The sequence below is a fragment of the Variovorax sp. RA8 genome (genome assembly GCF_901827175.1).
Taxonomy (GTDB): Bacteria; Pseudomonadota; Gammaproteobacteria; order Burkholderiales; family Burkholderiaceae_C; genus Variovorax.
Genome location: NZ_LR594662.1, coordinates 5,343,626 through 5,370,206 on the forward strand (window position 1 = coordinate 5,343,626; position 26,581 = coordinate 5,370,206).

The window sequence follows — 26,581 nt, forward strand, 5'->3', positions numbered from 1 at the left end:
GGACGCTCAGGCCGTCGCAGCGACCGCGATGCCTTCGCTCTCGAGCCGCTCGCGGATGCGGCGCGCAAAGGCCAGCGCATGCGCGCCGTCGCCATGCAGGCAGACGGTCTGTGCGTTGACGCTGACCACCGTGCCGTCGATCGCGGTCACGCGGTGATCGCGCACGAGCGACAGCGTCTGGGCCAGCGACTGCTCTTCGTCCTCTATCAGGGCGCCGGGCCGGCTGCGCGGCACCAGGCTGCCGTCGGGCATGTAGCCGCGGTCGGCGAACACCTCCTCGACCGGCTCCAGCCCCGCGCGCTCGGCGGCGCCGATCATGCCGCTGCCGGCGAGGCCGAAGAAGCGCAGGCCGGGGTCGAAGCGTCGCACCGCCTCGCACAGGGCGTCGGCCAGCACGGGGTCTTTCACCGCCTGGTTGTAGAGCGCGCCGTGCGGCTTGACATGCGCCAGCGTGCCGCCCTCGGCCTTGACGATGGCCGCCAGCGCGCCGACCTGGTAGAGCACGCCCGCGACGATCTCCTCGGGCGGCAGATGCATCTCGCTGCGGCCGAAGTTCTCGCGGTCGGGGAAGCTGGGGTGGGCCCCGATGGCAACGCCGTTGTCCAGCGCCCAGCGCACGCATTGGCGCATGGTCTTCGGGTCGCCCGCATGCCAGCCACAGGCGATGTTGGCGGAGCTCACGAGCTTGAGCAGCGCCTCGTCGTTGGCGCAGCCCTCGCCGAGGTCGGCGTTGAGGTCAATCCGCATGGTGGCTTTCTCCTTCGGCCGGATTGTGCGCCGGCACCGGCCACCCCGCAGCGGCCAGGGCTTGCCCGACCTGCGCGAGGTAACGCCGCTGCCCGGCCCAGGCCTGCAGGGCCGCTGCGGCATCGACTTCGGCGAGGCGCAGGCGGCCGTTGAGCGGCGCTCGGGCGAGCTTCCAGAGATCGGCGCGGATCACGACGCCGATGCGCGGATAGCCGCCGGTGGTCTGGGCATCGCCCATCAGGATGATGGGCTGCCCGGAGGGCGGCACCTGGATCGTGCCGGGAATCACGGCGGAGGACAGCATGTCCGCGTTGCGCTTGCGCTTGAGCTCGGGCCCGTCGAGCCGGTTGCCCATGCGGTTGCTCTGCGGCGTGATGCGCCAGGACGCACTCCACAGCTGCTCGCGCGCAGCGACGGTGAACTGTTCGAACTCGGGGCCCGGCATGACGCGCAGGACGACCGCGCCCTCGCTGTCCTGCTCCCACCCGGGCGCGCGCAGGCCGAAGGCACGCCGCGCCAGGTGCGTCGCATCCAGCTTCGACGCGCCCAGGGGCAGGCGGTCGCCCTTTTTCAACGCACGCCCCAGATGGCCGCCGAAGCCGGCCTTGAGATCGGTGCTGCGCGAGCCGATGACCTGCGGCACGTCGATGCCGCCGGCAACGGCGAGCCAGCTGCGCAGGCCCGCCTTCGCGCTCCATTCGTTCGCAGGTCCGAGCCGGAGCACCTGGCCGGCCTGCACCGGGACGCTCCAGCAGGGCCACAGCGGCGAGCCATCAAGACGGGCTCCGAAGTCGTCGCCCGTCAGCGCGATGCGGGTGGGCGTATCGAAGCGGATCTCGCAGCCGCCCAGGGTGAGCTCGAGGCCGGCCGCGCCGTCGCCGTTGCCCACCAGCCGATTGGCCAGCGCGAGCCCGAGCGCGTCGAGGGCGCCGCCGGGGCAGATGCCCTGCTGCCGGTGGCCATAGCGGCCCAGGTCCTGCACGGAAGCCAGCAGGCCGGGACGCAGCACGGTGAGAGCACCCGCGGCCCTCACAGCTCGGCACTTTCGACGACGAAGCGCACACGGTCGCCCGGACGCAGCAGCGTGGGCTCGGCCGCGCGCGGATCGAAGAGCTCGAGGGGGGTGCGGCCGATCAGCTGCCAGCCGCCGGGCGAGACCAGCGGATAGATGCCGGTCTGCGCCCCGCCGATGCCGACCGAGCGGGCCGGCACCGCCACCCGGGGTTCCGCACGCCGTGGGGTCGCCAGTTCCGGCGGCAAGCCGCCCAGGAAGGCGAAGCCCGGCAGGAAGCCCAGCAGGTAGACCACGTAGTCGGCGTCGCTGTGGCGCCGCACCACCTCGGCCGGCGCCAGCCCGGTGTGCGCCGCCACATCGGCCAGGTCGGGGCCGGCCTCGCCGCCGTAGGCCACGGGGATGCGGATGTCGCGCCCTTCGATCGCCATGCCGGCCAGTTGCGGCCAGGCCGACAGCACCTGCATCTCCAGCTCGGCGGCGTCGACCTCTTCGGGATCGAAAAGAAGGCTCAGGTTGTTCATGCCCGGCAGCACCTCGTGCACGCCGCGCCATTGCAGGGCTTCGTTCGCCAGCGCCCAGATCTGTTGCTGCTGCGCCAGCGTTGCTGGCGCCGGCAGCTCGCACAGCAATGCCGCATCGCCCAGGGCGTGCAGACGCGGCCCGTGCGTCATTCGCGGCCCAGGCTGCGCACCTTGGCCATCAGGCTGTTCTGCACGTTGGGGGAGACGAACTTGTCGACCTCGCCACCGAGCATCGCGATCTCGCGCACGAAGGTGCTGGAGATGAACTGGTACTTGTCGCTGGGCGTGAGGAACACGGTCTCGACATCGGGCATGAGCGAGCGGTTCATGCCGGCGAGCTGGAATTCGTAGTCGAAGTCGGTCACGGCGCGCAGGCCGCGCACCATGGCCTTGCCGCCCCGCGCCACGACGAAATCGCGCAACAGGCCCGAAAAACTCTCCACCGAGACCTGGTCGCTGAAAGGCGCCACCGCATTGCGCGCCATGTCCATGCGCTCCTGCAGCGTGAACAACGCCTTCTTGTGATGGCCGGCGGCCACCGCGACGATGACCTTGGAGAACAGCTGGGTCGCCCGGCGCACCACGTCCTCGTGGCCGAGCGTGATGGGGTCGAAAGTGCCGGGGTACACCGCGATCACGTTGCTGGACATGGTTGCTTCCTCCTGGTGCAGCCGACGCGGCCGATTCCGGCGGATTATGCAGCGGTGTCAGACGCAAGTATCAAGAGATGTGCATGCACCGCGCCGGCCTTGAGGTATCGGAACACGCCGAGGCCGAAGGCTGCGAGCTCTTCGTCGGGCCATCGACGCGCCGCTTCGAGGTAGACCACGCCCTGGGGCCGCAATGCGCGCGCGGCGGCGCGCAGGGCTGGCGCGTAGAGCGCCGTGCTCTCGAAGGGCGGATCGAGGAACACCGCATGCAGACTGCCCGACGCGGCGCGCTCGAGTGCGGTGACGCCGTTGCCGCGCTCGATGCGGACGGCATCGGCTTCCAGCTTTGCTTTCAGCGCCTGGAATTGCGCGACCAGCGCTGCGTCCTGCTCGCACAGCAGCACGGAGGCCGCGCCGCGCGAGGCAGCCTCGAAGCCGAGCGCGCCGGTGCCTGCGAACGCATCGACGCAGTGCCAGTCCGGCAACTCGCCGCCGCTGGCCCCGGCGAGACTGGCGAGCCAATTGAAGAGCGTCTCGCGCACGCGGTCGGGCGTGGGGCGCAGGCCGGGCTTGTCGGCCACGGCCAGGCGCGTGCGTTTCCATCGGCCACCGATGATGCGGACCTCGTTGCGGCGCGCATCGGCCGGCCTGGGGGTCGGCTTCACGGCACGGCTGCGGGCAGGTGTCCGTTTACTCATCGTCGTCGACGCACTGCATCTCGGCTCCGTGGATCTCGCAGTCCACCACATCCTTTGCCATTTTGTCGCTCCTCGTTGCGCTGTGAGGCGAGGATGGTAGCCAAGCGGCGTGCGGCGCCTTCAAGGCCTTCCGCCGACCACCACCGTGACCATGCGATCGGGCTGCAGCTTGCGCGCGAAGGCGGCCTTGACATCGGCCGCGGTGACCGCGTTCATGCGCGCGGTCCAGGTCTCGAGGTAGTCGAGCGGCAGGTCGTTCCACGCGATATTGGACACGTTGCCGAGCAGCTTGCGGTTGCTGTCGAGCAGCAGCGGGAAGCCGCCGATCAGGTTGTCCTTGGCGGCCTTGAGCTCGGCCGCGGTCGGCCCCTCCGCGACGAACCTGGCGAGCACCTCGCGTGAGACCTTCACCGCGTCGGCCGCCTGGTCGGGCCGGGTCTGGAAGCCGATGCGGAACGAGCCCGCGTGCAGGCCCGGCGAGAAGGTGCTGTAGACGCTGTAGGCCAGGCCGCGCTTCTCGCGCACTTCCTCGGTCAGGCGCGAGACGAAGCCGCCGCCGCCGAGGATGTAGTTGCCGACGGTGAGCGCGAAATGGTCGGGGTCGCGGCGTGCGTAGCCCGGCTGGCCGATCCAGACATGGGCCTGGGCCGAGTCGAAAGGCAGGCGCACGTCCTTGGCGGCAGCCAGCGGCGCCACTTCTGCAACGGGGGGCAGCGCGGCGCAGCCGCCAGCCGGCGCTGGCAGGCGCGACAACAGCGTGTTCGCGATCGTCTCCGCCTGCGCGCGCGTGACCGCGCCGACGATGCTGAGCTTGGCGCGGCAGGGCTGGATCAGTTGCTCGTAGCGCTGGCGCATCGCAGCCGTGTCGATGCGCGCCAGCGTGGCCTCGGTCGTGTCCAGTCCGTAGGGGTGGTCGCCGTACACGTTCTGCGAGAAGGTGCGCGCCGCCAGGGTCGCGGGCTTGGTGTTGGCTTCGCGGATCGAGGCGTTGAGGCGCTCGCGCTCGCGCTGCCAAACGTCTTCGGGAAAGGCCGGCTCGCCGATCTCGCGCGCCGCGAGATGCACCGCCTTTTGCAGCAGGGCCGGCTCGGACAGCGTGCGCAACGAGAAGCTCATGCGGTCGGAGCCGGCGCTGGCATCGAAGTCGGCGCCCAGATCGGCCCAGGCCTCGCCCAGCGCATTCTGATCCATGGCGGGATCGCTGCCATTGGCCCGGATTCCTTTCTCGACCATGCCGGCAGTCACGCCGGCCAGCCCGGACTGCGCCGGCGGGTCGCGCCGACTGCCGGCGTCGAAATCGATCTGCACGTCGACGATGGGCAGGGCGTCGGTGGCAGCGAGGTAGACCTTGGCGCCGCTGGGCAATGTCCAGTGCTCGATGGGCACGGCCGCATGCGCTGCAGCGCCGGCCAGCGCCAGTGCCAGGTAGGCCAGGCACCGCAGGGTTCGGATGTTCTTGAAGCTCGACATGGTGGGGCCGCTCCGGGTCTTCAACGCAGGTCGCCCGCCGGCGCCGCGAAGCCGCGCGCGCGGCGTTGGGGATCGGGCGGCAGCGGCCGCAGGGTGGCAGCCGTCAGCTGGTCGTCGCCGAAGTACTTGGCGGCGACCGCCTGCACCTCTTCGGCGGTCACCTTCTGCAGGCGCGCGATGATGCGCGCGCTGGCATCGAGCGGCAGGCCCTGGACCCAGTGGCTGCCGAGCTCGCGCGCCTGCGCCATGACGGAGTCGAGCTTGTAGGTTTCGCTGGCCGTCCACTGGGTCTTGACGCGCGCCAGCTCGGCCGCGCCGATGCCCTCGCGGGCGATCTTCGCCACCTGCTCGCGCAGCGCGGCCTCGACCGCTTCAGGCGTCTTGTCGGCGGCGGGCACGCCGTCGAGCACGAAGATCTGCGGGCCGCGGCCGACGAAGCCCGCGTACGCGCCGGCGGAGTCGGCCACGCGGCCCGGGCCCTGCGTGAGCGCGCGGTCGAGCCGCGCGCCGGGATAGCCGTCGAGCACGGCGGACAGCACCGTCAGTGCATAGGCATCGCTCGCGCCATCGAACTGGTCGGTGGCCGGGATCTGGGGCGCGCGGAAAGCGAGCGACACGTAGGCCTGCTCGGCCGGTGCCTTGAACTCGAGGCGCCGGATGCCGCGCTGCGGCGGCTCGATGCGCGGCTTGCGCTCGGGCATCGCGCGAGCGGGGATACGGCCGTAGTACTTCTCGGCCAGGGCGCGCACCCGCTCCACATCGACGTCGCCCACCACCACGACCGCCGCATTGGCGGGCACGTACCAGCGCTCGAAGAAGGCACGCGCGTCGGCCGGCGTCATGGCGTCGAGGTCGCTCATCCAGCCGACAACGGGACGTCGGTAGGGCGAGGCCGTGAAGATGACGGCGTTCTGCTGCTCGCCGAGCAGGGCGCGCAGCTGGTCGTCGGTGCGCAGGCGGCGCTCTTCCTTGACGACCTCGATCTCGCGCTTGAATTCTTCATCCGCCCACTGGTTGTTGGCGAAGCGGTCGGACTCGAGGGCCATCACCTGCTCCAGCTTGTCGGCCGGGATCTGCTGGTAGTAGCCGGTGTAGTCGCGCGTGGTGAAGGCGTTCTCGCGGCCGCCCAGCGCGGCGACCCGGCGCGAGAACTCGCCGGGCTTGAGCGTCCTGGTGCCCTTGAACATCATGTGCTCGAGCACATGCGCCACGCCCGAGGTGCCGTCGACCTCGTCGAAGGAACCGACCCGCAACCAGAGCATCTGGACCGCCGTCGGCGCGCGCCGGTCGGGCTTGACGATCAGGGTCATGCCATTGGCGAGGGTGAACTGGCGGGCCTGGACCGGCTGGGTGGCCGAGGCAACGGCGGCAGCGGGGGCGTCCGGCGGGGATGTCTGCGCCAAGGCGGCCCCGGCCCAGGGCGCCATCAGCACCGAGGCCAGCACCGCACCAGACGCAGCGCGGCGTGGCGAGGGGTGTTTCATAGAATGGGTCGGATTGTAAAAACGCCCCGATGTTCAGTTTCTTCAAGAAAAAGCCGGCCCCCGACAGCTCTGCGCCGGCGCCTGCGCCTGTCGAGACGCCGGCCGAGCCGCCGGCGCCCGCCAGGTCCGTGTTCTCGCCGTCCAGCTGGTTCGGCACCAAGCCCGTCGAGCCGCCACCCGCGGTGGCCCCTCCCCCCGCTGCGCCTGCTGCCCCTGCAGCGCCCGCACCTTCGCCCAGTGCCGAGGCGCCCGCGCCGGTGCCGGTGCCGGTGCCGGTGCCGGTGCCGGTGCCGGTGCCGGTGCCTGTGCCTGTGCCTGTGCCGGTGCCGGTGCCCGCGGTGGTGCCCGCGGAAGCCGCGCCTCCGGAGCGCAGCGGCTGGCTCGGGAAGCTCAGGACGGGTTTGCGCAAGACCGGCAACAGCATCACCGCCGCCTTCGTCAACGCCCAGATCGACGACGCCCTCTACGAGGAACTCGAAGAAGCCCTGCTGATGGCCGACACGGGCGTGAAGGCCACGGAATACCTGCTGGACGACCTGCGCCGGCGCGTGCGCAGCAACATGGCGACCGAAGCCTCGCAGGTCAAGCTCCTGCTGGCCGACGCCATTGCGGACCTGCTGCGCCCGCTCGAGAAGGAACTGGTGATCGGCGAGCACACGCCCACCGTGATCATGGTGGCGGGCGTCAACGGCGCGGGCAAGACCACCTCGATCGGCAAGCTCACGAAGCACCTTTCCAACGAGGGCGCTTCGGTGCTACTGGCGGCGGCCGACACCTTCCGCGCTGCGGCGCGCGAGCAGCTGCTGGTCTGGGCCGACCGCAACACGGTCGAGATCGTGAGCCAGGAGGGCGGCGATCCGGCCGCCGTGAGCTTCGACGCGGTCAATGCCGGCAAGGCGCGCGGCAAGGACGTGGTGCTGGTCGACACCGCCGGCCGGCTGCCGACCCAGCTGCACCTGATGGACGAGCTCAAGAAGATCAAGCGCGTGGTGGCCCGGGCCGACGCCACGGCGCCGCACGAGGTGCTGCTCGTGATCGACGGCAACACCGGGCAGAACGCCCTGGCCCAGGTCCGGGCCTTCGACGAAGCGCTGGGCCTGACGGGCCTGGTCATCACCAAGCTGGACGGCACTGCCAAGGGCGGCGTGCTGTGCGCGATCGCGCGCGAGCGGCCGATCCCGGTGTATTTCATCGGGGTGGGCGAGAAGCTGGAAGACCTGGAGACCTTCAAGGCCCGGGAGTTCGCGCAGGCCCTGGTGGGATAGCCCGGGTGGTGGCGCTTCTGGCATCATGCTCAGGGGCCGCAGAGCCCGCCAGGAGACCGCCATGCACAGCGCTGCCACGCCCCTGCCGGGCACGGACCGCAAGGTCGACCGCCTGCTCGCCCACTACGGCGAGAGCCACCAGAACCCGACGAACGAGGCGATCCACATGATCGCCATCCCGGCGATCATGCTGAGCATCGTCGGGCTGCTGTACGCCCTGCATCCGTGGGTGGCCTACGCCTTCGTGGCCGCCAGCGCGGTCTACTACCTGTTGCTGCGCTCCGCGAGCTTCGTGATCGCGATGGTCATCTGCATCGCGCTGGCGCTGGCCGCGGTGCATGCGATGGGGGACCTTGTGCTCCCGATTTCCGCCGCCATATTCGTCGTGGCCTGGATCTTCCAGTTCATCGGGCACAAGATCGAGGGCAAGAAGCCCTCCTTCTTCGAAGATATCCAGTACCTGTGGGTCGGCCCGCTGTTCGTGCTGTCCAGGCTCTTCCTGCGCCTGGGCGTCCGCTGGTAACAGTTGATTTCCGGGGCGTCGAGAGGGCGCCGTCCTATTCACAAGGCTCGGCAGAGGGATAGGTTGTGCCTATCCACCCCATTGAAACCCTCGGGGGAACCCTTGGCTTAGCACTCCATCCAACCGAGTGCTAATATGTCCCTGAACGAAGGAGTTTGCCCAATGACAGCAATGTCCGGAGCCCCCGCCAACCAGCTCGCCGTCGCCAATCCCTGGTCGATGGTGCCTTCGCTGGGTAACCTGGACGCCTATATTTCCGCGGCCAATCGCCTCCCCCTGCTGACGCAGGAGGAAGAGCAGCGCTACGCGCGCCAGCTGCGGGACCACAATGACCTGGAAGCCGCCGGTGCCCTGGTGCTTTCGCACCTGCGCCTGGTGATCTCGATTTCCCGCCAGTACCTGGGGTACGGGCTGCCGCACGGCGACCTGATCCAGGAAGGCAATGTCGGCCTGATGAAGGCGGTCAAGCGCTTCGACCCCGACCAGGGCGTGCGCCTGGTCAGCTATGCCATGCACTGGATCAAGGCCGAGATCCACGAGTACATCCTGAAGAACTGGCGCATGGTCAAGGTCGCGACGACCAAGGCCCAGCGCAAGCTGTTCTTCAACCTGCGCTCGATGAAGCAGGGCTTCAAGGCCGGCTCGGCCGACGGCGACACCCACCGCGACACGCTGAGCGCGGACGAGGTTTCCCAGATGGCGAGCCGCCTGAACGTCAAGCGCGAGGAAGTGCTCGAGATGGAAACCCGCATGTCGGGCGGCGACGTGCTGCTCGACCCCAGCCCCTCGGATGACGGCGAGGACGGTTTCGGCCCCATCGCCTACCTTGCGGACGCCTCGCAGGAGCCCACGGCCCAGATCGAATCACGTCAACGCGACCGGCTATCGACCGACGGGATCTCGACAGCCCTGGCGACGCTGGACGATCGCAGCCGCCGCATCGTGGAAGAGCGCTGGCTCAAGGTCAACGACGATGGCTCGGGCGGAATGACCCTGCATGACCTGGCCGCGGTATATGGGGTGAGTGCCGAGCGCATCCGCCAGATCGAATCGGCGGCCATGAAGAAGATGAAGAAGGCGCTGGCGGAATTCGCCTGAGCATCCATCGAAGCCCGGCACCGCCCGGGCTTTTTTGTGGCCTGACCGACCCAACGCTTGGCCGACGCGGCAGCGCGCCTGCGCCTCAGGCGGACTTCAGCAGGGTCTTGAGATCCGACACCATCGCCGGCACGCCCGCGCCGTAGCGGGCGTAGAGCCGCAGCCGGCCCTCGGTGTCGTAGACGAAGCTGGCGGCAGAGTGGTCCATCGAATAGCTGGTCGGCGTCTTGCCCTCGACCTTCTTGTAGTAAACCTTGTAGTCCTTTGCCAGGGCGGGCAGTTGCTCCGGCGTCGGGATCAGCGCGACGAAGCCTGGATCGAAGGCACCCATGTAGGCCTTCATCACAGCCGGCGTATCGCGTTCGGGATCCACCGTGACGAACAGGACCTGCAGCTTGTCGCCGTCGCTACCCAGCTGCTGCTTGACTTGCGCCATCTCGCTCATGGTGGTCGGGCAGACATCGGGGCACTGCGCATAGCCGAAGAACATCACGACGACCTTGCCCTTGAAGTCGGCCAGCGTGCGCTGCTTGCCGTCGGCATCGCTGAGCGTGAAGCCCTTGGCGTAGTCGGCGCCGGTGATGTCGACGGCATTGAAGCTGGGCTTCTTTTCAGAGCAGGCCGCGAGGCCCGTGCCCGCGAGCGCCGCCAGCCCGGTCCAGGCCATCAGTCGAAGTGCGTGGCGCTTGTTCATGGATTGATTCATCGCAGGTAGTGGTCGATCAGCAGCGCGGCAAAGAGCACGCTCAGGTGGATCAGCGAGAAGCGGAAGGTCTTGCGGGCCAGCGTGTCCGAGTAGCTGCGCCATAGTGCGAAGGCATAGCCGGTGAAGCCGATGCTTACGGCCACCGCGACTGCCAGGTAGAGCCAGCCGCTCATGCCGTAGACGAAGGGCATCAGGCAGGCAGCAAACAGGATGAAGGTATAGAGCAGCACCTGCAGCCGCGTGAACTCGTTGCCGTGTGTCACCGGAAGCATCGGCAGGCCCGCCTTGCGGTAATCTTCCACCCGATACAGGGCCAGCGCCCAGAAATGCGGAGGGGTCCACAGGAAGATGATGAGGAAGAGGATCAGCGCCTCGGGGCTCACCTCGCCCGTCATCGCGGCCCAACCCAGCACCGGCGGCATCGCGCCTGAGGCACCGCCGATCACGATGTTCTGCGGGGTCAACGGCTTGAGGATCACGGTATAGATCACCGCATAGCCGACGAAAGTCGCGAAGGTGAGCCACATGGTGAGCGGATTCACCGCGAACCACAGCAGGGCCGAGCCGGCCGCGCACAGCGCCCCGGAGAACAGCAGCGCTTGCCGGTCGCTCAGCTCCCCGCGGGCCGTGGGCCGCCAGGCGGTGCGCTTCATCTTGGCATCGATGCCCTTCTCGACCAGGCAATTGAAGGCCGCCGCAGCGCCGGCGACCAGCCAGATGCCGATGCAGGCCACCACGATGCGCTGCAGCTCGGCCAGGTCGGGCAGGCCTGGCACCGCCAGCACCATGCCGATCAGGGCGCAGAACACGATCAGCTGCACCACGCGCGGCTTCGTCAGCGCATAGAACTGGCGCAGCACGCTGGCCGCGCTGTGGCTGTGGATCGAGGCCGGCGTACTCATTGGATAACCTCCACCCTGCGGACTGCGGTGCCACGAGCCTTCGTGGCGGCAGTCACGGCGCCTTGCGCGCGTCGGCTTTCGCACAGCGCCCACGTCAGCACCACCGCCAGCGCCGCGGCGCCCCCGGTATGCAGCACGGCAGCGACCAGCGGCCAGCCCAGGAGCACATTGCCGAGGCCGGTGGCAAGCTGCAGCAGCGCCAGCCCGGCCAACCATCGGGCCTGCGGATGCAGGGGTGCGACGCGCCGCAGTTGCCAGACCAGCAGGGCGATCGCGACGAACACCAGGTAGGCCATGAGGCGATGCACGTAGTGAATGGCGGTGAGCGCCGCGAAGTCGATGGTCCCGCCGCCGGCGCCCTCGCCCAGCGAGCGCCAGATGTGGAAGGCCTGGGCGAAGTTCATCGGCGGCCACCAGCTGCCCTGGCAGGTCGGGAACTGGGTACACGCCAGGACCGCGTAGTTGGTGCTAACCCAGCCGCCGAGCGCGATCTGCAGCAGCAGCAATGCGCTCACCACGATCAGCAACGTGCGCAATGCCGAGGGAATGGGCGTGGGCTGCCGCTCGGCCGCTGCCTGCCGGTAGCGCACGGCCTGGATGCACAGCAGCGCCAGCAGCACCACGGCGCCGAGCAGGTGCAGCGTGACGATGGCCGGATACAGCTTCCAGGTCACGGTCAACGCTCCGAATGCTCCCTGCAGGCAGACCCACACCAGCGTGCCCGCCGGCCACCAGGCGCTGAGCGGGCGTTCGCGTGCATGTTCCGGATAGCGTTGGTTGCGCCTCGCCACCCAGGTGGCCACGGCCAGCACGAGGATCAGGAAGCCGACGCCCGTTGCCAGGTAGCGATGCACCATCTCCACCCAGGCCTTGCCGTGCGTCACCGGGCCGGTGGGCTGCGCCGCCTCCGCCATGGCAATGTCGTGGCGCGCACCGAAGGGGCTGGCGTTGCCGTAGCAGCCGGGCCAGTCGGGGCAGCCCAGGCCGGAATCGGTCAGGCGCGTGAAGGCGCCGAACAGGGTGAGGTCGAAGGTCAGGAACAGCGTGAGCACGGTCAGCACGTGCAGGCGCCGGGCAGCGCCATGGCCAGCGCCGCGGCGCCAGACCCAGATCAGCGGCCCGAGCGCCAGCAACACGCCGACCGCCAGGAGCCAGGCGATGGGCTTGAGGTCGTAGAGCGAGTTCGTATCCATGCTGTGCGGCGGCCGGCGCGTCTAGCGGCCCGGCTCGTCCCAGGAGGCCGAGGCGCGCAGGAGCCGCTCGAGGTCGCGCTTGGCGCGGCCCGCGCCGGCGGTGTCCATGCGGGCGGGGAAGCGCATCATCCAGTTGCCCATGGGGTCGATGACAAAGAAGTGCTCCGCCAGTGCATAACCGGGTGCGGGCGCGAGCCATTGAGCCAGCTGTGCCGCCGGCACCCGCAGCACGGTCGCGCCATGCAGGCCGTTGTCCAGGCGCGCGGGCACCGGCGCGGCGTCGCTCACCAGCCAGACGCGATCGAGCCGGTCCTTTTCGCGGCCCAGGCTTTCGCGCAGCTGGCGCTGCAGATAGAGCTGCTGTTCGCACAGCGCGTCGCAGCCGGCATCGGCCACCGCGACGAGCAACCACTGGCCCTTCAAGGTGGAGAGACGTACGGGCGCGCCCTCCCGGCTCGTGGCGATCAGCTCGGGCATGGTGCGCTGCGGGTCGATCAGTTCGCCGTAGACACGCCGCCCCTCCGGCCGGATCACGTAGTAGGTGAAGTAGGAGGCGATCACCGGCGCCGCGCAGCACAGCATGACCAGGATCATCTTCCAACGGCCGAAGACCGTGCGCCGGCCCTCGGCGCCATCGAGCGCCTGGCGCGGTGAGGGCATCGAATGCACCGTCAGCCCGAGCGGCTCATCGGCCATGGCGGAGGCGGCGCGCGCTGCGGTAGGGGGCGATGAATTGAAACCAGACATAGAGGATGACGACGAGGGCGGCGAGCCCGAACCACTGGAACGCATAGCCGTAGTGCTTTTCGATGCCCAGCGCGGGGGCCGGCCAGTCGCGCTGCAAGCCCTCGGAGGCCGGGCCGGTCTGCAGCAGCGAGACATCGGTCCGCAGCGGCAGCCCGGTCTGCTCGCGGAAAGCTTCGAGATCGAGATTCTGCCGGATGGGCGAAGACCCCGGCGCCGCGGCGGGCGGCGGGGCTTCCTTGCCCAGTTCGAGCAGGTGGGCCGGGGGCGGTGCGACCCGGGCAACCAGCTCGACCAGGCCGCTCGGCGTCTGGACGGGAGCGAGCTGCGTGCGATCGGTGAAGTTGCGCTGCACCCAGCCCCGCTGCACCAGCACGGTCTTGTTGCTGTCCTCGATGGCAAACGGTGTCAGCACGTAGAAGCCGGGCAGGCCATGCATCTGGCGGTTGTCCAGGTAGACCGTGTGCGGCGCGAGCCACAGGCCGCGCAGCCGCACCGGCCGGTGCATGGCGGAAGTCGCCGGATCGAGCGCGAGGAAATCCTCCTGCTGGAGCGGCGGCAGGGTCTTCCGCATCTCGATTTCGGCCTGCAGCGCCTCCTTCTGCGCGGCGCGCGAAAGCTGCCACCGGCCCAGCGACACCGTGGCCGCGAGCATGATCAGGGCCGCCAGGGTGACCAGCCAGAAGCGCCCGGCGCGCGACTGCCCCGCAGCGGGCCTCGTTCCATCGTTCAAGCCGCGGGAGGGCCGGTGCGGCCGATAATCGGAATCATGAAATACCTTGTCGCCCTGGCCTTCATCGGCATCCTGGCGAGCCTCGGTGTCGCGCTGTTCTTCATGCTGAGGGATGGGCGCGAGGGCCGCGCCAAGAGCGGCGGAATGGTGCGCGCGCTCACCGTTCGGATCGGGCTCTCGGTGGTTTTGTTCCTGTGCCTGCTGCTGGCCTGGAAGCTCGGCTACATCCAGCCGGGAGGGCTGCCCGTCGGCAAGTAGGTCGTGCTCGTTCCACAAGCCCCATGAAAAAAGCGCCTTACGGCGCTTTCTTTTTGTGCCGTGCAAGCTCAAAGCCAGTAGACCAGGAAGTACAGGCCCAGCCAAACCACGTCGACGAAGTGCCAATACCACGCCGCACCCTCGAAGCCGAAGTGGCGCTCCGCCGTGAAATGGCCGGCGCGCAGGCGCAGGGTGATGAACAGCAGCATCAGCATGCCGATGAACACGTGCAGGCCGTGGAAGCCGGTCAGCATGAAGAAGGTAGAGCCGTACGCGCCGGAGCTGAGCTTGAGGTTCAGCTCGGTGTAGAGATGGAAGTACTCGTAGCCCTGCACGCCGAGGAAGATGGCGCCCAGCAGCACGGTCAGCCACATGAAACGGATCGCCTGGGCGCGATGGTTGGCGCGCAGCGCGTGGTGCGCGATGGTCAGCGTGACGCCCGAGCTCAGCAGCAGCGCGGTGTTGATGGTCGGCAGCCAGAAGGGCCCGACCGTCTGGAAGGGCTCGATGATGTCCGCCGGCGAACCGGTGGCGCCCGGCGCAAGCGTTGGCCAAACGGCCTTGAAGTCGGGCCACAGCAAGGCGTTGTCCAGGCTGCCGAGCGTAGGCAGCGCGTGGGTGCGCGCCCACCACAGCGCCGTGAAGAAGGCGCCAAAGAACATCACCTCGGAGAAGATGAACCAGCTCATGCTCCAGCGGAAGGAGAGATCCACCTTGTGGCCGTACTGGCCGCTCTCGCTCTCGCCGATGGCGCGGCGGAACCAGACAAAGAGCGTGGCCAGCCACCACACCATGCCCACCAGCAGCGACCAGGCGCCCCACTGGTGACCGTTGATCCATTGGGCGGCGCCGAAGATCACGAAGAGCAGGCCGATCGACGCCATGACCGGATACGGCGATGGCGAAGGCACGAAGTAGTAGGGCGTGGTGCCGTGGGTGCTTGAACTCATATCAGGTCCTGGTCTCTTCTCTCTCGATTCAAATCTGTGGGGCACTTGCCGCCGTCAGGGTGCGACGACGAACTTCACCAGCAGGATCAGGCCAACCACGAAGAGCACCGCCGCCACCAGCCCGACGACCACGATGTGCAGCGGCGTGAGCTTGGCGATGTCTTCCTGGTAGTCGCTGTTCTTGCGCACGCCAAAGAAGCCCCAGGCCACCGCCTTGACGGTGCGCCACAGGGAGCCTTTCTTGGGCGGCGGTGTCTCGGCCATGATCATGAACGCGGCTCTGCGGCCGGGGCAGGCGTGGCGGCATTGGCCGCCACGGGCGCGGGCGGCGTCTTGCCGCCGACCTCGAAGAAGGTGTACGACAGCGTGATCGTCTTGACGTCCTTGGAGATCTTCGGGTCGATCACGAAGGCGACCGGCCACTGCTTCTTCTCGCCCGCGTCGAGCGTGTACTGGTTGAAGCAGAAGCACTCGAGCTTGTTGAAGTAAGGCGCGGCCTGCTGCGGCGCGTAGCTGGGGATGGCCTGCGCGGCCATGCGGCGGTTCTGCACGTTCTGGAACTCGTACATCACGGTGTTGAGCTCGCCCGGATGGACCTCCATCGAGCGCTGCGCCGGCTTGAAGTCCCAGAGGCCGCGCACGTTGGCGTCGAACTCGACGGTGATGGTGCGGCTGGTGTCGACCTGCGTGTTATCGGGCAGGCGCACGTTCTTGCCGCCGCTGGCGCCGCCCGGCACCTCGAGCTCGGAGAGCGCAAGGATGTTGATGCCGGTCATCTCGCAGATGGCGCGGTACAGCGGCACCAGCGCATAGCCGAACGCGAACATGCCGGCCGCGACCACGGCCAGCTTGCCGACCATGCGGACGTTCTCGCGGCGGATGCGTTGACCGATGCTCATGTGCGATTCAGTGGCCGATCCAGACCATCCGGACGACGAAGCCGATGAAGAACAGCACCGCAATGGAGGCAAGCGTAAGCCCCATGCGCCGGTTGTTCCTCTTCTGTTCAGGCGTCATCGCGCGCATCTCTCAGCCGATCACCTTGGTGGCGGTGGCGTCCAGCTTGGGCGGATTCTCGAACGTGTGGAACGGCGCGGGCGAGGGCACTTCCCACTCCAGCCCCTCGGCCGCTTCCCAGGGCTTCTGCGAAGCCTTCTCGCCCTTGCCCATCATCGTGGGCAGCACGACGAACAAGAAGAAATAGACCTGTGCCAGACCGAAGGCAAACGCGCCGACCGAGGCGACCGCGTTGAAGTCGGCGAACTGCATCGGGTAGTCGGCGTAGCGGCGCGGCATGCCGGCCAGGCCCAGGAAGTGCATGGGGAAGAAGGTGATGTTGAAGGAGATCAGGGACCACCAGAAGTGGATCTTGCCGCGCGTCTCGTCGTACATCACGCCGGTCCACTTGGGCACCCAGTAGTAGAAGCCCGCGAACATCGCGTAGAGCGAGCCGGCCACCAGCACGTAGTGGAAATGGGCGACGACGTAGTAGGTGTCCTGCAGCTGCGTGTCGATGGGTGCGATGGCCAGGATCAGGCCCGTAAAGCCGCCCATGGTGAACACGAAGATGAAGCCCACGGCGAACAGCATCGGGGTCTCGAAGGTCATCGAGCCCTGCCACATGGTGGCGATCCAGTTGAAGATCTTCACCGCCGTCGGCACCGCGATCAGCATGGTCGCGTACATGAAGAACAGCTGGCCGGTCACCGGCATGCCGGTGGTGAACATGTGGTGCGCCCACACGATGAAGGACAGGATCGCGATCGACGAGGTCGCATACACCATCGATGCGTAGCCGAACAGGCGCTTGCGCGAGAAGGCCGGCACGATCTGGCTGATGATGCCGAAGGCCGGCAAGATCATGATGTAGACCTCGGGGTGGCCGAAGAACCAGAAGATGTGCTGGTACATCACCGGGTCGCCGCCGCCCGCGGGGCTGAAGAAGCTGGTGCCGAAGTGGCGGTCGGTCAGCGTCATGGTGATGGCGCCGGCGAGCACGGGCATCACGGCAATCAGCAGGTAGGCGGTGATGAGCCAAGTCCAGCAGAACATCGGCATCTTCATCAGCGTCATGCCTGGGGCGCGCATGTTGAGGATGGTCACGATGATGTTGATCGAGCCCATGATCGACGAGGCGCCCATGATGTGCATCGCGAAGATGCCGGCGTCCATCGAGGGGCCCATCTGCAGCGTGAGCGGCGCGTAGAGCGTCCAGCCTGCCGCGGGTGCGCCGCCGGGCATGAAGAAGGAACCCACCAGCATGATGGCTGCGGGGATGAGCAGCCAGAAGCTGAAGTTGTTCATCCGCGCGAAGGCCATGTCGGAAGCACCGATCTGCAGCGGGATCATCCAGTTCGCGAAGCCTACGAAGGCCGGCATGATCGCGCCGAACACCATGATCAGGCCGTGCATGGTGGTGAACTGGTTGAACAGTTCGGGGTTCACGACCTGCAGGCCGGGCTGGAACAGCTCGGCGCGGATCAGCAGCGCGAGCACGCCGCCCACCATCAGCATGGTGAAGGAGAACAGCAGGTACAGCGTGCCGATGTCCTTGTGGTTGGTGGCGAACACCCAGCGCCGCCAGCCGGTCGGCGCGGCGTGATGTTCGTCGTGGGCATGGTCGCCGTGGCCGGGTGCGTGGCCGTGGGGATCGATGACTGCGCTCATTGTGATATTCCTTGCAAACTCTTCGTCGTGGCGTCGTGGGGCAGCGCCGGCTTACTTGCCGCGCTGCGCCAGCACCTCGGCCGGCTGCACCAGCTGGCCCGTCTTGTTCGACCAGCTGTTCTTGGTGAAGCTCACCACGGCTGCGATGTCGGTGTCGCTCAGCTGCTTCCAGGCCGGCATGGCGCCGTTGTTCGCGCCGTTGAGCACGATGTGGATCTGCTTGTTGTGGTCGGGGTCGACCACGATCGCCGAGCCGTCCAGCGGCTTGATCGGACCAGCGCCCTTGCCGTTGGCCTGGTGGCAGGCCGCGCAGTTGGCCGCATAGACCTTCTCGCCGCGCGCCAGGATCTCGGGCAGGGTCCAGACCTTGCTCGGGTCGTCCTGCTTGGCGGCCGCCTCCTTGCGCTTGCCGTCGACCCACGCCGTGTAGTCGCCCTTCGAGACCACCTTCACGTGGATCGGCATGTAGGCGTGCTCCTTGCCGCAGAGCTCCTGGCATTGGCCGTAGTAGTCGCCCACCTTCTCGGCGCGGAACCACGTGTCGCGCACGAAGCCGGGAATGGCGTCCTGCTTGACGCCCAGCTGCGGCACGGCGAAGGCGTGGATCACGTCGTTGGCGGTGGTGATGATGCGCACCTTGGTATCGACCGGCACCACCATCGGGTTGTCGACCTTCAGCAGATAGTCGTCCGGCACATCGCCCTTGGCGCCGGCGTCCGACATGGCCCGGTGCGAGCTGTCCAGCGTCGAGATGAAGGCCAGGCCCTCGCCCTCGCCCTTGATGTAGTCGTAGCCCCACTTCCACTGGTAGCCGGTGGTCTTGATGGTGAGGTCGGCGTTGGTGGTGTCCTTCTGGGCCACCAGCACCTTGGTGGCCGGCAGCGCCATCAGGATCACGATGATGAACGGCACGATGGTCCAGAGGACTTCGACCACCACCGACTCATGGAAGTTGGCCGCCTTGTGGCCCACCGACTTGCGGTGCTTCCAGATCGAATAGAACATGACCGCGAAGACGGCGATGAAGATCACCGTGCACAGCACCAGCATCACGGTGTGCAGGAAGTGCTGCTCTTCCGCGATCTTGGTGACGCCCACCGGCAGGTTCAGCTGGCGCACCGACGGGCCGCCGGCAAGATCGTTGACTGCATGCGCCGCGCCGCCCCACATCGCGCCGGCCGCCAGCAGCAGATTCGCCGGCCACTTCTTGTTGCACCAATTGCTCTTCATCGTGTTCACTTCTTCAATTTTCAAGTAACCCACCGGTCCCCACGGTCCGCACTGCGCAACCCTTTCAGGCGCCACGCAATGCCATGCGAATCTCGCGCGCCAGCGCCGCTCGCAACTCCGGACGCACATAGCGCCCCACCTTGACCGAACGACCCTGTCCCGAGACCTCGATCAGCGAGCGGTCGCCGAGCTGAGGTTCGACCCGCACCTGGTGCGGCAAGAATTCGGTGCGCTCGTAGTGCCCACCGTTTTCGAGCTCGACCACCAGCCGACCGCCCTGCAGCGCGATGCGCTCGCCGTCGGCGGCGTGGCGCGCATAGAGCAGAAAAGCGAAGCCGACCGCGCCCAACTCCAGCCAGGCGAAGGGCAGCACCAGAGGCGCGCCATGCACCCAGAAGATGGTTCCGATGCCCAGCGAGATCACGCACAGGGACGCGTAGAGCCAGCCTAGCTGGCTCGGCGTCACCGAGCAGTTACGCTTCAGGAACCAGTGGATGTTCTGGCCTGAGACGGTGGCAAAACGAAACACGGAATTCGACACGGGCGAGCGAGTTCAGCAAATCGGTGCGTCGATCGCCGTCAAACCCATGTCCGACAGGCCTCGATCACGGGACAATACCCGGAGTTCACGCAACGGCGGATTGTAGCGGGTGAACAGAAGGGGCCATTCGATGGGCCCCATGCTGCGCACCACGGCATTCACCTTCAGGAGCAACCCGGCGGCTCACTGAGTACCTTCGCCTTCGGAGCGGCCGTGCGGCTCAGCCCCCGGCCGTCCGCGCTGGAGCATCGAACGCATCTCGCGCAGCGAGACCGCGCTTTCGGCCGCCAGGGCCACCCGCGGCGCCGGCTTGAAGGCATGGCCGTAGATGATCTCGAAGGTCAGGGCAATCCGCCCCGCCCCTTCCGCGGACAAGGCCACGTCGGGCAGCGCACGGCGCAGTGCGCGATGCCAGGTCCGGCCTCGCAGCCCGGGAAAGCGCGAGCGATGGAGGTTGCGCCCGAGCGTGCGCAGCTCGGCCAGCGCCGCCTCGGCGCTCGGCCAGGTGAGGACGATGCGCTCCATGTCCATCACCGGCTCCGCGAAGCCTGCGTGGACCAGCATGTCGCCCCAGTCGTGCATGTCGGTGAATTCGTGGCTGGCGGGCGGCCAGCCCTGGCGTTCGTGCAGCACGCGCAGTTCGCGCACGGTGTCCGGGCCGAAGCAGGAGAACATCAGGAAGCCGTCGGTCGCCACCAGACGGTGCCAGCGGGCGATGAGCGCCTGCGGATCGGCCGCCATGTGCAGCGCCATGTTGGCCCACAGCAGGTCCACGCCCTCCTCGGGCGGCGCGTCGAAGCTCGGCCGGGCGCCCTGCCAGCGCCGCGCGCTCCACCAGGGCGCGGCGAGCGCCGCGCGGGTGGGCGCGAGCAGCGTCGGCTCCGGCTCGATCACGAAGGCGGCGGCGTCACGGTAGCGGTGCGCGAGCAATGCATGCGACTCCAGCCCGCCGCGCAACGGGGACCAGTCGGCCCAGTGGCGCGGCTGCGCCTTGATCCACTGGAGACGGTCCTCCATGCGGCGGCCGATCTCCTCGTGCAGCCAGGGCGAACCGCCGGCGGGCGCCAGACGGCCCCAGCGTGCGGCGGCCGCGGCATCGATGGTCGGCGGTCGCTGTGGGGGGGTGATGTCCATCGGGCGCTCAGTATATTGAGGCATGTCCAACCCTTGGCGCGAGCGCCCTTCTCGGCTCTCCTCCCTGCTCTCCTCCGTGCTCGAGCGCGTGCCGAGCCAGTGCGCGGTGTGCCGCGCCTGGCCCTCGCGTCCCGTGTGCGATGCCTGCGTGACGCGCTTCGCCCCGCCCGCCTCGCGCTGCGTCAGCTGTGCCCTGCCGGTGCCGCCGGGCGTGGCCCGGTGCGGCGAGTGCCTCGCCCATCCGCCCCCGCTGGACGCCTGCCTGGCGGCCTGCGCCTATGCCTGGCCCTGGCCCGACTGCATCGCGCAGTTCAAGTTCCAGGGCCGCGCGGGCTGGGCCGCACCGCTGGCGACCCTGCTGCGAAGCGCCCCCTGGGTCGAGCCGGCCCTGGAGCAGGCCGACCTGGTGCTGCCGATGCCGCTGGCGAAAAGCCGGCTGCGCGAGCGCGGCTTCAACCAGGCGCACGAGCTGGCGCGCCGGCTGGCCCCGCAGAAAACCGATCCAGGGCTGCTGTTGCGCACACGGGAAACGCCGCCGCAAAGCGGCCTCGCGCGCGCCGATCGCTTGCGCAACCTGCGTGGCGCCTTCGCGCTCGAGCCGCTGCGCGCAGAGGCCGTGCGCGCGCGGCGAGTCGTGCTGGTGGACGATGTCATGACCAGCGGCGCATCGCTGTTCTCGGCGGCGCAGGTGCTGCGCACCGGCGGGGCCGCACAGGTCACCGCGATCGTGCTGGCAAGGACCGATCCGCCGTCTTGAAGAGAATCGGCCCATGTTCCACATCGTCCTGGTCGAACCCGAGATACCGCCCAACACCGGCAACGTGATCCGGCTGGCCGCCAACACCGGCTGCACCCTGCACCTGGTCGAGCCGCTGGGTTTCTCGATGGACGACCGGCTGCTGCGGCGCGCTGGCCTCGACTACCACGAGTACGCCGAGGTTCGGCGCCATGCCGGCTGGGAGGCGCTGCTGTCGGCCGAGCAGCCCGCGCCGGAGCGGCTGTTCGCGCTCACGACGCGGGGCACGCGCGCTGTCCACGAAGTCGGGTTCCGCCCCGGCGACTGGCTGGTCTTCGGCTCGGAGACGCGCGGCCTCGCGCCGGAACTGCGCGAGCGCTTCCCGGCGCCGCAGCGCCTGCGCCTGCCGATGCGCGAAGGCCAGCGCAGCCTGAACCTGTCGAACGCGGTGGCGGTGACGGTGTTCGAGGCCTGGCGGCAGAACGGCTTCGCCTGAGGAGCCCGGTTGCCGCGCCGCCCTCAGCGGAAGCGGCGCACCACCGATTCGGCGACGCAGGCCGGCTTGGGCGCGCCCTCGAGCTCGATGGTGGTCTCCCAGACCATCTGGACGCCCTCGCCCGCGATCGGCTCGCAGCTCAGCAGCTTCATGCGCCCACGCAGCCGGCCGCCGACCGGTACCGGCGTCATGAAGCGCACGCGGTTGAGCCCGTAGTTCACGCCCATGCGCGACTCGACCACCTCGAAGGCCGACTCGTAGAAGCGCGGCAGCAGCGACAGCGTCAGGAACCCGTGCGCGATCGGCGCGCCGAAGGGCCCGGCCTTGGCGCGTTCCACATCGACGTGGATCCACTGGTGGTCGCCGGTGGCCTCGGCGAACTGGTTGACCTGCTCCTGCGTGACCGTGATCCAGTCGCTCACCGCGACTTCCTGGCCGACGCAAGCGGCGAGGTCCTGCAGGGTCTGGAATGTCTTCTTCATGCTCTCACTCTATCTGGCCAGCGCTTGCGTCGCTGTAGCCGGCGTGACAGTTCGGGGAACACCGCGGAACCGGCTTCGCCGGCCGCTGGTGTTGCTCCCGGTAGGGGGTGGGCGGCTACACGAAGTGAGCCAACCTGGGGGAGAGCTAAGCCTCCAGCCACTGGCGGATGGGCTCCCACTGCTCCAGGTCGCGCTGCACCCGGCCCGGCGCGATGTCATAGAGCGTGAGCCCGCGCGCCGCCAGCTGCACGTAGTTCTGCGTGTCGCGCAGCTCGCCGAGCACCGGCACGCCCAGCCCGGCGACGAACTCCCGCAGGCGCTCGGCCGCCAGCGTGCGGCCGTCGACGCGCATGCCGACCACGCCGACCTGCGTCTTGCCGACATGGCGATTGGCCAGCAGCTTGTCCAGGAAGTCGCGCGTGGCATATATGTCGAAGATGCTGGGCTGCAGCGGCACGAGCACCTTGTCGGCCATCGGCACCACCTCTTTGAGCCGCGCCCCATGCAGGCCCGCCGGCGTGTCGATCACCGCGTGCGTGGTGCCGCGCGGCGGCCGCACCACCGCGCCGTCTTCCGAAGCCTCCCAGCTCCTGATCTCGCGCGCCGCCGGCGTGCGCAGGCCGAGCCACAGCCGGGAGGACTGCTGCCGGTCGATGTCACCCAGCATCACCGCATGGCCGCGGCTCGCGAAATAGCCCGCAATGTTGGTTGCGAGCGTGGATTTGCCGACCCCACCCTTGGGGTTGGCGACCAGGACCACCGGCATGACAGGCTCCTTCCGGGCTGAAGAGACAGGCGCCATGGTAGCCGCGCCCGCCGGCCGTCCGAGTTGCGCTATGTTCGCGCACCATGACCACGACAACACCAAGCCCGGCCCGTTCCGCACGCGGAATCTACCTGCTCGCCGCCCATCCCCATTGGCGCGATTCGCGCGTCAACTGGCAGTTGCTGCAGGCGGCCCGCAGCCTACCCGGCGTCGACGTCAACGACCTCTATTCCAGCTACCCCGACTACGCGATCGACGTCCAGGCCGAGCAGGCCCGCCTGGCCCGCGCCGAGTTGCTGGTGCTCCTGCACCCGATCCAGTGGTATTCGATGCCGGCGCTGCAGAAGCTCTGGCTCGACGATGTGCTGAGCTACGGCTGGGCCTACGGCGGCGGCGGCATGGCGCTGCAGGGCAAGGACTGCTGGCTGGTGGCCACCACCGGCGGGCCCGAGCACAGCTACCACCCGCAGAGCTACAACCGCTACTTCTTCGACGCCTTCCTGCCGCCCTACGAGCAGACCGCCGCCCTCTGCGGCATGCGCTTCCTGCCGCCGCTGCTGTTCCACGGCGCGCGCAGCGCCAGCCCCGAGATGCTCGCGGCGCACATCGATGTCTTCAGGCAGCGCCTCTCGAGCTACCCCGACTGGCCGGAGATGGAGGACATCCCCGAATGCGCCGCCTGCGAAGTCCCGGCCACTGACCGGCCGCTGGAACACGAGGAGGCCTGATGGAACACGCACCGGTCTGGCTCGTCAATTCGCTGATCTACCTGGGCGCCGCCGTGCTGGTGGTGCCGCTGTCGAAGGCGCTCGGCCTCGGCTCGATCATCGGCTATCTCGCGGCCGGCATCGTCATCGGCCCCTGGGGTCTGGGCCTGGTGACCAACGTCACGGACATCCTGCATTTCGCCGAGTTCGGCGTGGTGCTGATGCTGTTCCTGGTCGGCCTCGAGCTGGAGCCCAAGCGCCTGTGGAGCCTGCGCCGGCCGATCTTCGGCTGGGGCACCGCGCAGGTCGTCGCGTGCGCGGCCGTGCTCTTCCTGGCCGGCTGGGCGGGCGGCGCGAGCTGGCGCGTGGCCCTGGTCGCGGCGCTGGGCCTGGCGCTGTCCTCGACCGCCATTGCGCTGCAGGTGCTGGGCGAACGCAACCTGCTGCCGACGCCGAGCGGCCAGGCCGGCTTCTCGATCCTGCTGTTCCAGGACGTGGCGGCGATCCCGATCCTAGCGCTCCTGCCCCTGCTGGCAGTGGGCTCCGAGACCGCGCCGGCCCTCACCGGCGCCGACCGCGCGCTGGAGGGCCTGAAGATCGTCGCGGTCGTCGGCGGCATCGTGCTGGGCGGCCGGCTGGTGCTGCGCCCGCTGCTGCGCTGGATCGCGCGCAGCGACACGCCCGAGATCTTCACCGCCGCCTCGCTGCTGCTGGTGGTGGCGATCGCCGCGCTGATGCAGTTCGCCGGCCTGTCGATGGCACTGGGCGCCTTCCTCGCCGGCGTGCTGCTGGCCGAGAGCGAGTACCGGCGCGAGCTGGAAACCGACATCGAGCCTTTCAAGGGCCTGCTGCTGGGTCTCTTCTTCATCGCGGTCGGCATGAGCATCGACTTCGCCGTGCTGCTGGACCAGCCAGGGCTGATGGCGCTGGTCGTCGTCGGCTTCATGCTGCTGAAGACCGTCGTGATCTTCACGCTCGCGAAGCTGATGGGACTGCCCTACCAGCAGCGGCCGGTGTTCACGCTTTTGCTGGCGCAGGGCGGCGAGTTCGCCTTCGTCGTCTTCCAGGCGGCCGGCCCGCAGGTCCTGCCGGCCGGCGTGGCTTCCTTCCTGATCGGCGCCGTGGCCTTGTCGATGCTGCTGTCGCCGCTGCTGCTGGTGGCGCTCGACAAGTGGGTGCTGCCGCGCTACAGCGACAGGGCGCCCGTCACGATGGAAGAGATCTCCGAGCAGCAGGATGCCAAGGTGCTGATCTGCGGCTTCGGGCGCTACGGCCAGATCCTGGGGCGCATGCTCAGCGCCCAGGGCCTGAAGCTGACCGTGCTGGACCACGACCCCGACACCATCGAGAGCCTGCGCGAGCTCGGCTTCCGCGTCTTCTACGGCGACGCCACCCGGCTCGACCTGCTGCGCACCGCCGGCGCCGGCACGGCCAAGGTGCTGGTGGTGGCGGTGGACGGCGTGGAGCAGTCGCTCGCCATCGTCGACATGGCGCGCGAGCATTTTCCCAACGCGCGCATCATCGCCCGCGCCCGCAACGTGGGCCATCTCTACCAGTTGCTGGACCGCAAGGTGGAATTCGTCGAGCGCGAGCTTTTCGAGTCCTCGCTGCGCAGCGCCCGCTCGGCGCTGGAAGGATTGGGCTGGCCGGCATACGAGGCGCGCGAGGCGGCGATGCGCTTCCGCCGCCGCAACATCGAGCTCATGCATGAGCTCTATCCGCACTACAAGGACCGCGCCAAGCTGATCGCGGTCTCGAAGGAAGGGCGCCAGCAGTTCCAGGAGCAGATCGCGCGCGAACGCGAGGAGCGCAAGCAGCGCTCGGGTCAGGACTGGAACCGGGCGACGGAAAAGGAGGAGCCCGTTCCGTGAAGAATCTCAGCCGGTGCGATCAGCACTGAAAGCAGACATTCGGACCTTCGGCACCCTCAAGCGTCGAGCTTCAGCAGCCGCACCGCATTGCCCTTGAGGATGCCGGGCATCACCTCCGGCTTGAAGCCGGCCTCCTCGAAGTCCTTCATCCACCGGTCGGGCGTGATCAGCGGATAGTCGCTGCCAAAAAGGATGCGGTCCTTCAGCAGCGTGTTGGCATACTGCACCAGTTGCTTCGGGAAGTACTTCGGGCTCCAGCCCGAGAGGTCGATCCAGACGTTGGGCTTGTGCGTCGCCACGCTGAGCGCTTCGTCCTGCCAGGGGAAGCTGGGATGCGCCATGATGATCTGCATGTCGGGGAAATCGATGGCCACGTCGTCCAGGTGCATCGGGTTGCTGTATTCCAGCCTGAGGCCGCCGCCGCAGCGCATGCCCGAGCCGATGCCGCTGTGGCCCGTGTGGAACACCGCCGGCAGCCCGTGCTCGGCGATCACCTCGTAGATCGGCCAGGCCATCCGGTCGTAGGGGTGGTAGCCCTGCACCGTCGGATGGAACTTGAAGCCCTTGACGCCATGCTCCTCGATCAGGCGCCTCGCTTCGCGCGCGCCCATCTTCCCCTTGTGCGGATCGATGCTGGCGAAGGCAATCATGATGTCGCTGTTCTTCTGCGCCGCCTCGGCGATCTCCTCGTTCGGGATGCGGCGCCGGCCGAGGTTCGACTCGGCGTCGACCATGAACATCACCAGGCCGATCTTCCGCTCGCGGTAGTAATCGATGCTCTCCTGGATGGTCGGGCGCCGGCTCGACCGGAAATACTTGTCGGCCGCGCGGTCGTACTCCTCGCCGTAATTGTCGAAAGGATTCCAGCAGCTCACCTCGGCGTGCGTGTGGGTGTCGATCGCGATCAGGTTGCGGTGGTCCATGAGGCTTGTCTCCAGGCTGTGCAGCGACTAAGGGTAAATCCGGGTGCCGAGCCTGTCGACTCGGCTTGAAT

At 68.3% G+C, this 26,581-nt stretch carries 31 protein-coding genes; 8 read left to right on the forward strand and 23 right to left on the reverse strand.

Translation table 11 applies throughout. The features are described 5' to 3' along the window. Window positions 1–6: 6 nt before the first annotated feature. From pxpA to E5P3_RS25475, 7 genes are all read right to left on the reverse strand, one after another. On the reverse strand, window positions 7–747 hold the full coding sequence (pxpA, locus tag E5P3_RS25445) for a 5-oxoprolinase subunit PxpA (protein WP_162588499.1): 741 nt from the start codon (window positions 745–747) through the stop codon (window positions 7–9). Then, the gene (locus tag E5P3_RS25450; RefSeq protein ID WP_232073305.1) at window positions 737–1,756 is read right to left on the reverse strand and encodes a biotin-dependent carboxyltransferase family protein; all 1,020 of its coding nucleotides are present in this window, start codon (window positions 1,754–1,756) and stop codon (window positions 737–739) included. Before E5P3_RS25450 ends, pxpA begins: the two co-directional genes overlap by 11 nt. A gap of 20 nt (window positions 1,757–1,776) precedes the next feature. After that, window positions 1,777–2,433 carry a 5-oxoprolinase subunit PxpB gene (pxpB, locus tag E5P3_RS25455; RefSeq protein WP_162588501.1) on the reverse strand — a complete coding sequence of 219 codons (657 nt, stop codon included), beginning with the start codon at window positions 2,431–2,433 and terminating at the stop codon, window positions 1,777–1,779. Then, the gene (gene coaD, locus E5P3_RS25460) at window positions 2,430–2,933 is read right to left on the reverse strand and encodes a pantetheine-phosphate adenylyltransferase (RefSeq protein WP_162588502.1); all 504 of its coding nucleotides are present in this window, start codon (window positions 2,931–2,933) and stop codon (window positions 2,430–2,432) included. The genes pxpB and coaD overlap by 4 nt, the downstream gene beginning before the upstream one ends. A 44-nt stretch (window positions 2,934–2,977) precedes the next feature. After that, entirely contained in the window at window positions 2,978–3,631 is a 654-nt protein-coding gene (locus E5P3_RS25465) for an RsmD family RNA methyltransferase (RefSeq protein WP_162588503.1), read from the reverse strand. Between the two features lie 120 nt (window positions 3,632–3,751). Continuing rightward, the gene (locus E5P3_RS25470; protein ID WP_162588504.1) at window positions 3,752–5,101 is read right to left on the reverse strand and encodes a M16 family metallopeptidase; all 1,350 of its coding nucleotides are present in this window, start codon (window positions 5,099–5,101) and stop codon (window positions 3,752–3,754) included. 20 nt (window positions 5,102–5,121) lie between these two features. Then, window positions 5,122–6,585: a M16 family metallopeptidase gene (locus E5P3_RS25475; RefSeq protein WP_162588505.1), complete on the reverse strand. Its 1,464-nt coding sequence runs from the start codon at window positions 6,583–6,585 to the stop codon at window positions 5,122–5,124. 29 nt (window positions 6,586–6,614) lie between these two features. Here E5P3_RS25475 and ftsY point away from each other — a divergent pair, with 29 nt between their 5' ends. The 3 genes from ftsY (at window position 6,615) to rpoH (ending at window position 9,471) form a co-directional block, all read left to right on the forward strand. Further along, window positions 6,615–7,850, forward strand: a complete 1,236-nt coding sequence (gene ftsY / locus E5P3_RS25480) for a signal recognition particle-docking protein FtsY (protein WP_162588506.1) — start codon at window positions 6,615–6,617, stop codon at window positions 7,848–7,850. A 61-nt stretch (window positions 7,851–7,911) separates the two neighbouring features. Beyond that, window positions 7,912–8,373 (forward strand): Mpo1 family 2-hydroxy fatty acid dioxygenase, encoded by a 462-nt coding sequence (locus E5P3_RS25485; RefSeq protein WP_162588507.1) that lies wholly within the window; start codon window positions 7,912–7,914, stop codon window positions 8,371–8,373. A gap of 162 nt (window positions 8,374–8,535) precedes the next feature. Next, window positions 8,536–9,471 carry an RNA polymerase sigma factor RpoH gene (gene rpoH / locus E5P3_RS25490; RefSeq protein WP_162588508.1) on the forward strand — a complete coding sequence of 312 codons (936 nt, stop codon included), beginning with the start codon at window positions 8,536–8,538 and terminating at the stop codon, window positions 9,469–9,471. 85 nt (window positions 9,472–9,556) lie between these two features. Here the strand turns inward: rpoH and E5P3_RS25495 are convergent, their stop codons facing one another. The 5 genes from E5P3_RS25495 to E5P3_RS25515 are packed head-to-tail and all read right to left on the reverse strand — an operon-like array spanning window position 9,557 to window position 13,671. After that, complete coding sequence (locus tag E5P3_RS25495) at window positions 9,557–10,165, reverse strand: SCO family protein (RefSeq protein WP_174263099.1); 609 nt, start codon at window positions 10,163–10,165, stop codon at window positions 9,557–9,559. Window positions 10,166–10,173: 8 nt separating this feature from the next. After that, window positions 10,174–11,079 carry a heme o synthase gene (gene cyoE, locus E5P3_RS25500; RefSeq protein ID WP_162588510.1) on the reverse strand — a complete coding sequence of 302 codons (906 nt, stop codon included), beginning with the start codon at window positions 11,077–11,079 and terminating at the stop codon, window positions 10,174–10,176. Continuing rightward, window positions 11,076–12,272 (reverse strand): COX15/CtaA family protein, encoded by a 1,197-nt coding sequence (locus E5P3_RS25505; RefSeq protein WP_162588511.1) that lies wholly within the window; start codon window positions 12,270–12,272, stop codon window positions 11,076–11,078. The genes cyoE and E5P3_RS25505 overlap by 4 nt, the downstream gene beginning before the upstream one ends. A gap of 21 nt (window positions 12,273–12,293) precedes the next feature. Continuing rightward, window positions 12,294–13,019: a hypothetical protein gene (locus tag E5P3_RS25510; RefSeq protein WP_174263100.1), complete on the reverse strand. Its 726-nt coding sequence runs from the start codon at window positions 13,017–13,019 to the stop codon at window positions 12,294–12,296. Beyond that, window positions 12,958–13,671 (reverse strand): SURF1 family protein, encoded by a 714-nt coding sequence (locus tag E5P3_RS25515; RefSeq protein WP_162589864.1) that lies wholly within the window; start codon window positions 13,669–13,671, stop codon window positions 12,958–12,960. Before E5P3_RS25515 ends, E5P3_RS25510 begins: the two co-directional genes overlap by 62 nt. Before the next feature lie 114 nt (window positions 13,672–13,785). Between E5P3_RS25515 and E5P3_RS25520 the strand changes: the two genes are divergently transcribed. Continuing rightward, on the forward strand, window positions 13,786–14,007 hold the full coding sequence (locus E5P3_RS25520; RefSeq protein WP_174263101.1) for a twin transmembrane helix small protein: 222 nt from the start codon (window positions 13,786–13,788) through the stop codon (window positions 14,005–14,007). Window positions 14,008–14,075: 68 nt separating this feature from the next. Here E5P3_RS25520 and E5P3_RS25525 read toward each other — a convergent pair whose 3' ends face one another. The 8 genes from E5P3_RS25525 to E5P3_RS25555 all read right to left on the reverse strand — a co-directional run bounded on the left by E5P3_RS25525 (window position 14,076) and on the right by E5P3_RS25555 (window position 20,529). Continuing rightward, window positions 14,076–14,957: a cytochrome c oxidase subunit 3 gene (locus tag E5P3_RS25525; protein ID WP_162588513.1), complete on the reverse strand. Its 882-nt coding sequence runs from the start codon at window positions 14,955–14,957 to the stop codon at window positions 14,076–14,078. Window positions 14,958–15,011: 54 nt separating this feature from the next. Next, the gene (locus tag E5P3_RS25530) at window positions 15,012–15,227 is read right to left on the reverse strand and encodes a DUF2970 domain-containing protein (protein ID WP_232073307.1); all 216 of its coding nucleotides are present in this window, start codon (window positions 15,225–15,227) and stop codon (window positions 15,012–15,014) included. Beyond that, the gene (locus E5P3_RS25535; protein ID WP_162588514.1) at window positions 15,224–15,856 is read right to left on the reverse strand and encodes a cytochrome c oxidase assembly protein; all 633 of its coding nucleotides are present in this window, start codon (window positions 15,854–15,856) and stop codon (window positions 15,224–15,226) included. The genes E5P3_RS25530 and E5P3_RS25535 overlap by 4 nt, the downstream gene beginning before the upstream one ends. A gap of 7 nt (window positions 15,857–15,863) precedes the next feature. Next, complete coding sequence (locus E5P3_RS35890; RefSeq protein ID WP_219910073.1) at window positions 15,864–15,974, reverse strand: cytochrome oxidase small assembly protein; 111 nt, start codon at window positions 15,972–15,974, stop codon at window positions 15,864–15,866. A 12-nt stretch (window positions 15,975–15,986) separates the two neighbouring features. After that, entirely contained in the window at window positions 15,987–17,624 is a 1,638-nt protein-coding gene (gene ctaD / locus E5P3_RS25540; RefSeq protein ID WP_162588515.1) for a cytochrome c oxidase subunit I, read from the reverse strand. Between the two features lie 51 nt (window positions 17,625–17,675). Beyond that, window positions 17,676–18,854 carry a cytochrome c oxidase subunit II gene (coxB, locus tag E5P3_RS25545; protein ID WP_162588516.1) on the reverse strand — a complete coding sequence of 393 codons (1,179 nt, stop codon included), beginning with the start codon at window positions 18,852–18,854 and terminating at the stop codon, window positions 17,676–17,678. Between the two features lie 64 nt (window positions 18,855–18,918). Further along, complete coding sequence (locus E5P3_RS25550; protein ID WP_162588517.1) at window positions 18,919–19,395, reverse strand: DUF2244 domain-containing protein; 477 nt, start codon at window positions 19,393–19,395, stop codon at window positions 18,919–18,921. Window positions 19,396–19,578: 183 nt separating this feature from the next. Further along, window positions 19,579–20,529, reverse strand: a complete 951-nt coding sequence (locus tag E5P3_RS25555) for a biotin synthase (RefSeq protein WP_162588518.1) — start codon at window positions 20,527–20,529, stop codon at window positions 19,579–19,581. A 22-nt stretch (window positions 20,530–20,551) separates the two neighbouring features. Here E5P3_RS25555 and E5P3_RS25560 point away from each other — a divergent pair, with 22 nt between their 5' ends. Then, on the forward strand, window positions 20,552–21,286 hold the full coding sequence (locus tag E5P3_RS25560; RefSeq protein ID WP_162588519.1) for a ComF family protein: 735 nt from the start codon (window positions 20,552–20,554) through the stop codon (window positions 21,284–21,286). A 13-nt stretch (window positions 21,287–21,299) separates the two neighbouring features. After that, window positions 21,300–21,761, forward strand: a complete 462-nt coding sequence (gene trmL / locus E5P3_RS25565) for a tRNA (uridine(34)/cytosine(34)/5-carboxymethylaminomethyluridine(34)-2'-O)-methyltransferase TrmL (protein WP_162588520.1) — start codon at window positions 21,300–21,302, stop codon at window positions 21,759–21,761. 23 nt (window positions 21,762–21,784) lie between these two features. Here the strand turns inward: trmL and E5P3_RS25570 are convergent, their stop codons facing one another. Both E5P3_RS25570 and E5P3_RS25575 read right to left on the reverse strand, forming a co-directional pair. After that, on the reverse strand, window positions 21,785–22,243 hold the full coding sequence (locus E5P3_RS25570) for a MaoC family dehydratase (protein WP_162588521.1): 459 nt from the start codon (window positions 22,241–22,243) through the stop codon (window positions 21,785–21,787). A gap of 145 nt (window positions 22,244–22,388) precedes the next feature. After that, a complete protein-coding gene (locus E5P3_RS25575) occupies window positions 22,389–23,009 on the reverse strand; it encodes a ParA family protein (RefSeq protein ID WP_162588522.1) in 621 nt (206 codons plus the stop codon). A gap of 83 nt (window positions 23,010–23,092) precedes the next feature. Here E5P3_RS25575 and kefF point away from each other — a divergent pair, with 83 nt between their 5' ends. Both kefF and kefC read left to right on the forward strand, forming a co-directional pair. Next, a complete protein-coding gene (gene kefF, locus E5P3_RS25580) occupies window positions 23,093–23,737 on the forward strand; it encodes a glutathione-regulated potassium-efflux system oxidoreductase KefF (protein WP_162588523.1) in 645 nt (214 codons plus the stop codon). Then, window positions 23,737–25,587: a glutathione-regulated potassium-efflux system protein KefC gene (kefC, locus tag E5P3_RS25585; protein WP_162588524.1), complete on the forward strand. Its 1,851-nt coding sequence runs from the start codon at window positions 23,737–23,739 to the stop codon at window positions 25,585–25,587. The genes kefF and kefC overlap by 1 nt, the downstream gene beginning before the upstream one ends. 56 nt (window positions 25,588–25,643) lie before the next feature. Here the strand turns inward: kefC and E5P3_RS25590 are convergent, their stop codons facing one another. Further along, on the reverse strand, window positions 25,644–26,510 hold the full coding sequence (locus tag E5P3_RS25590) for an amidohydrolase family protein (protein WP_162588525.1): 867 nt from the start codon (window positions 26,508–26,510) through the stop codon (window positions 25,644–25,646). Between the last annotated feature and the right edge of the window lie 71 nt (window positions 26,511–26,581).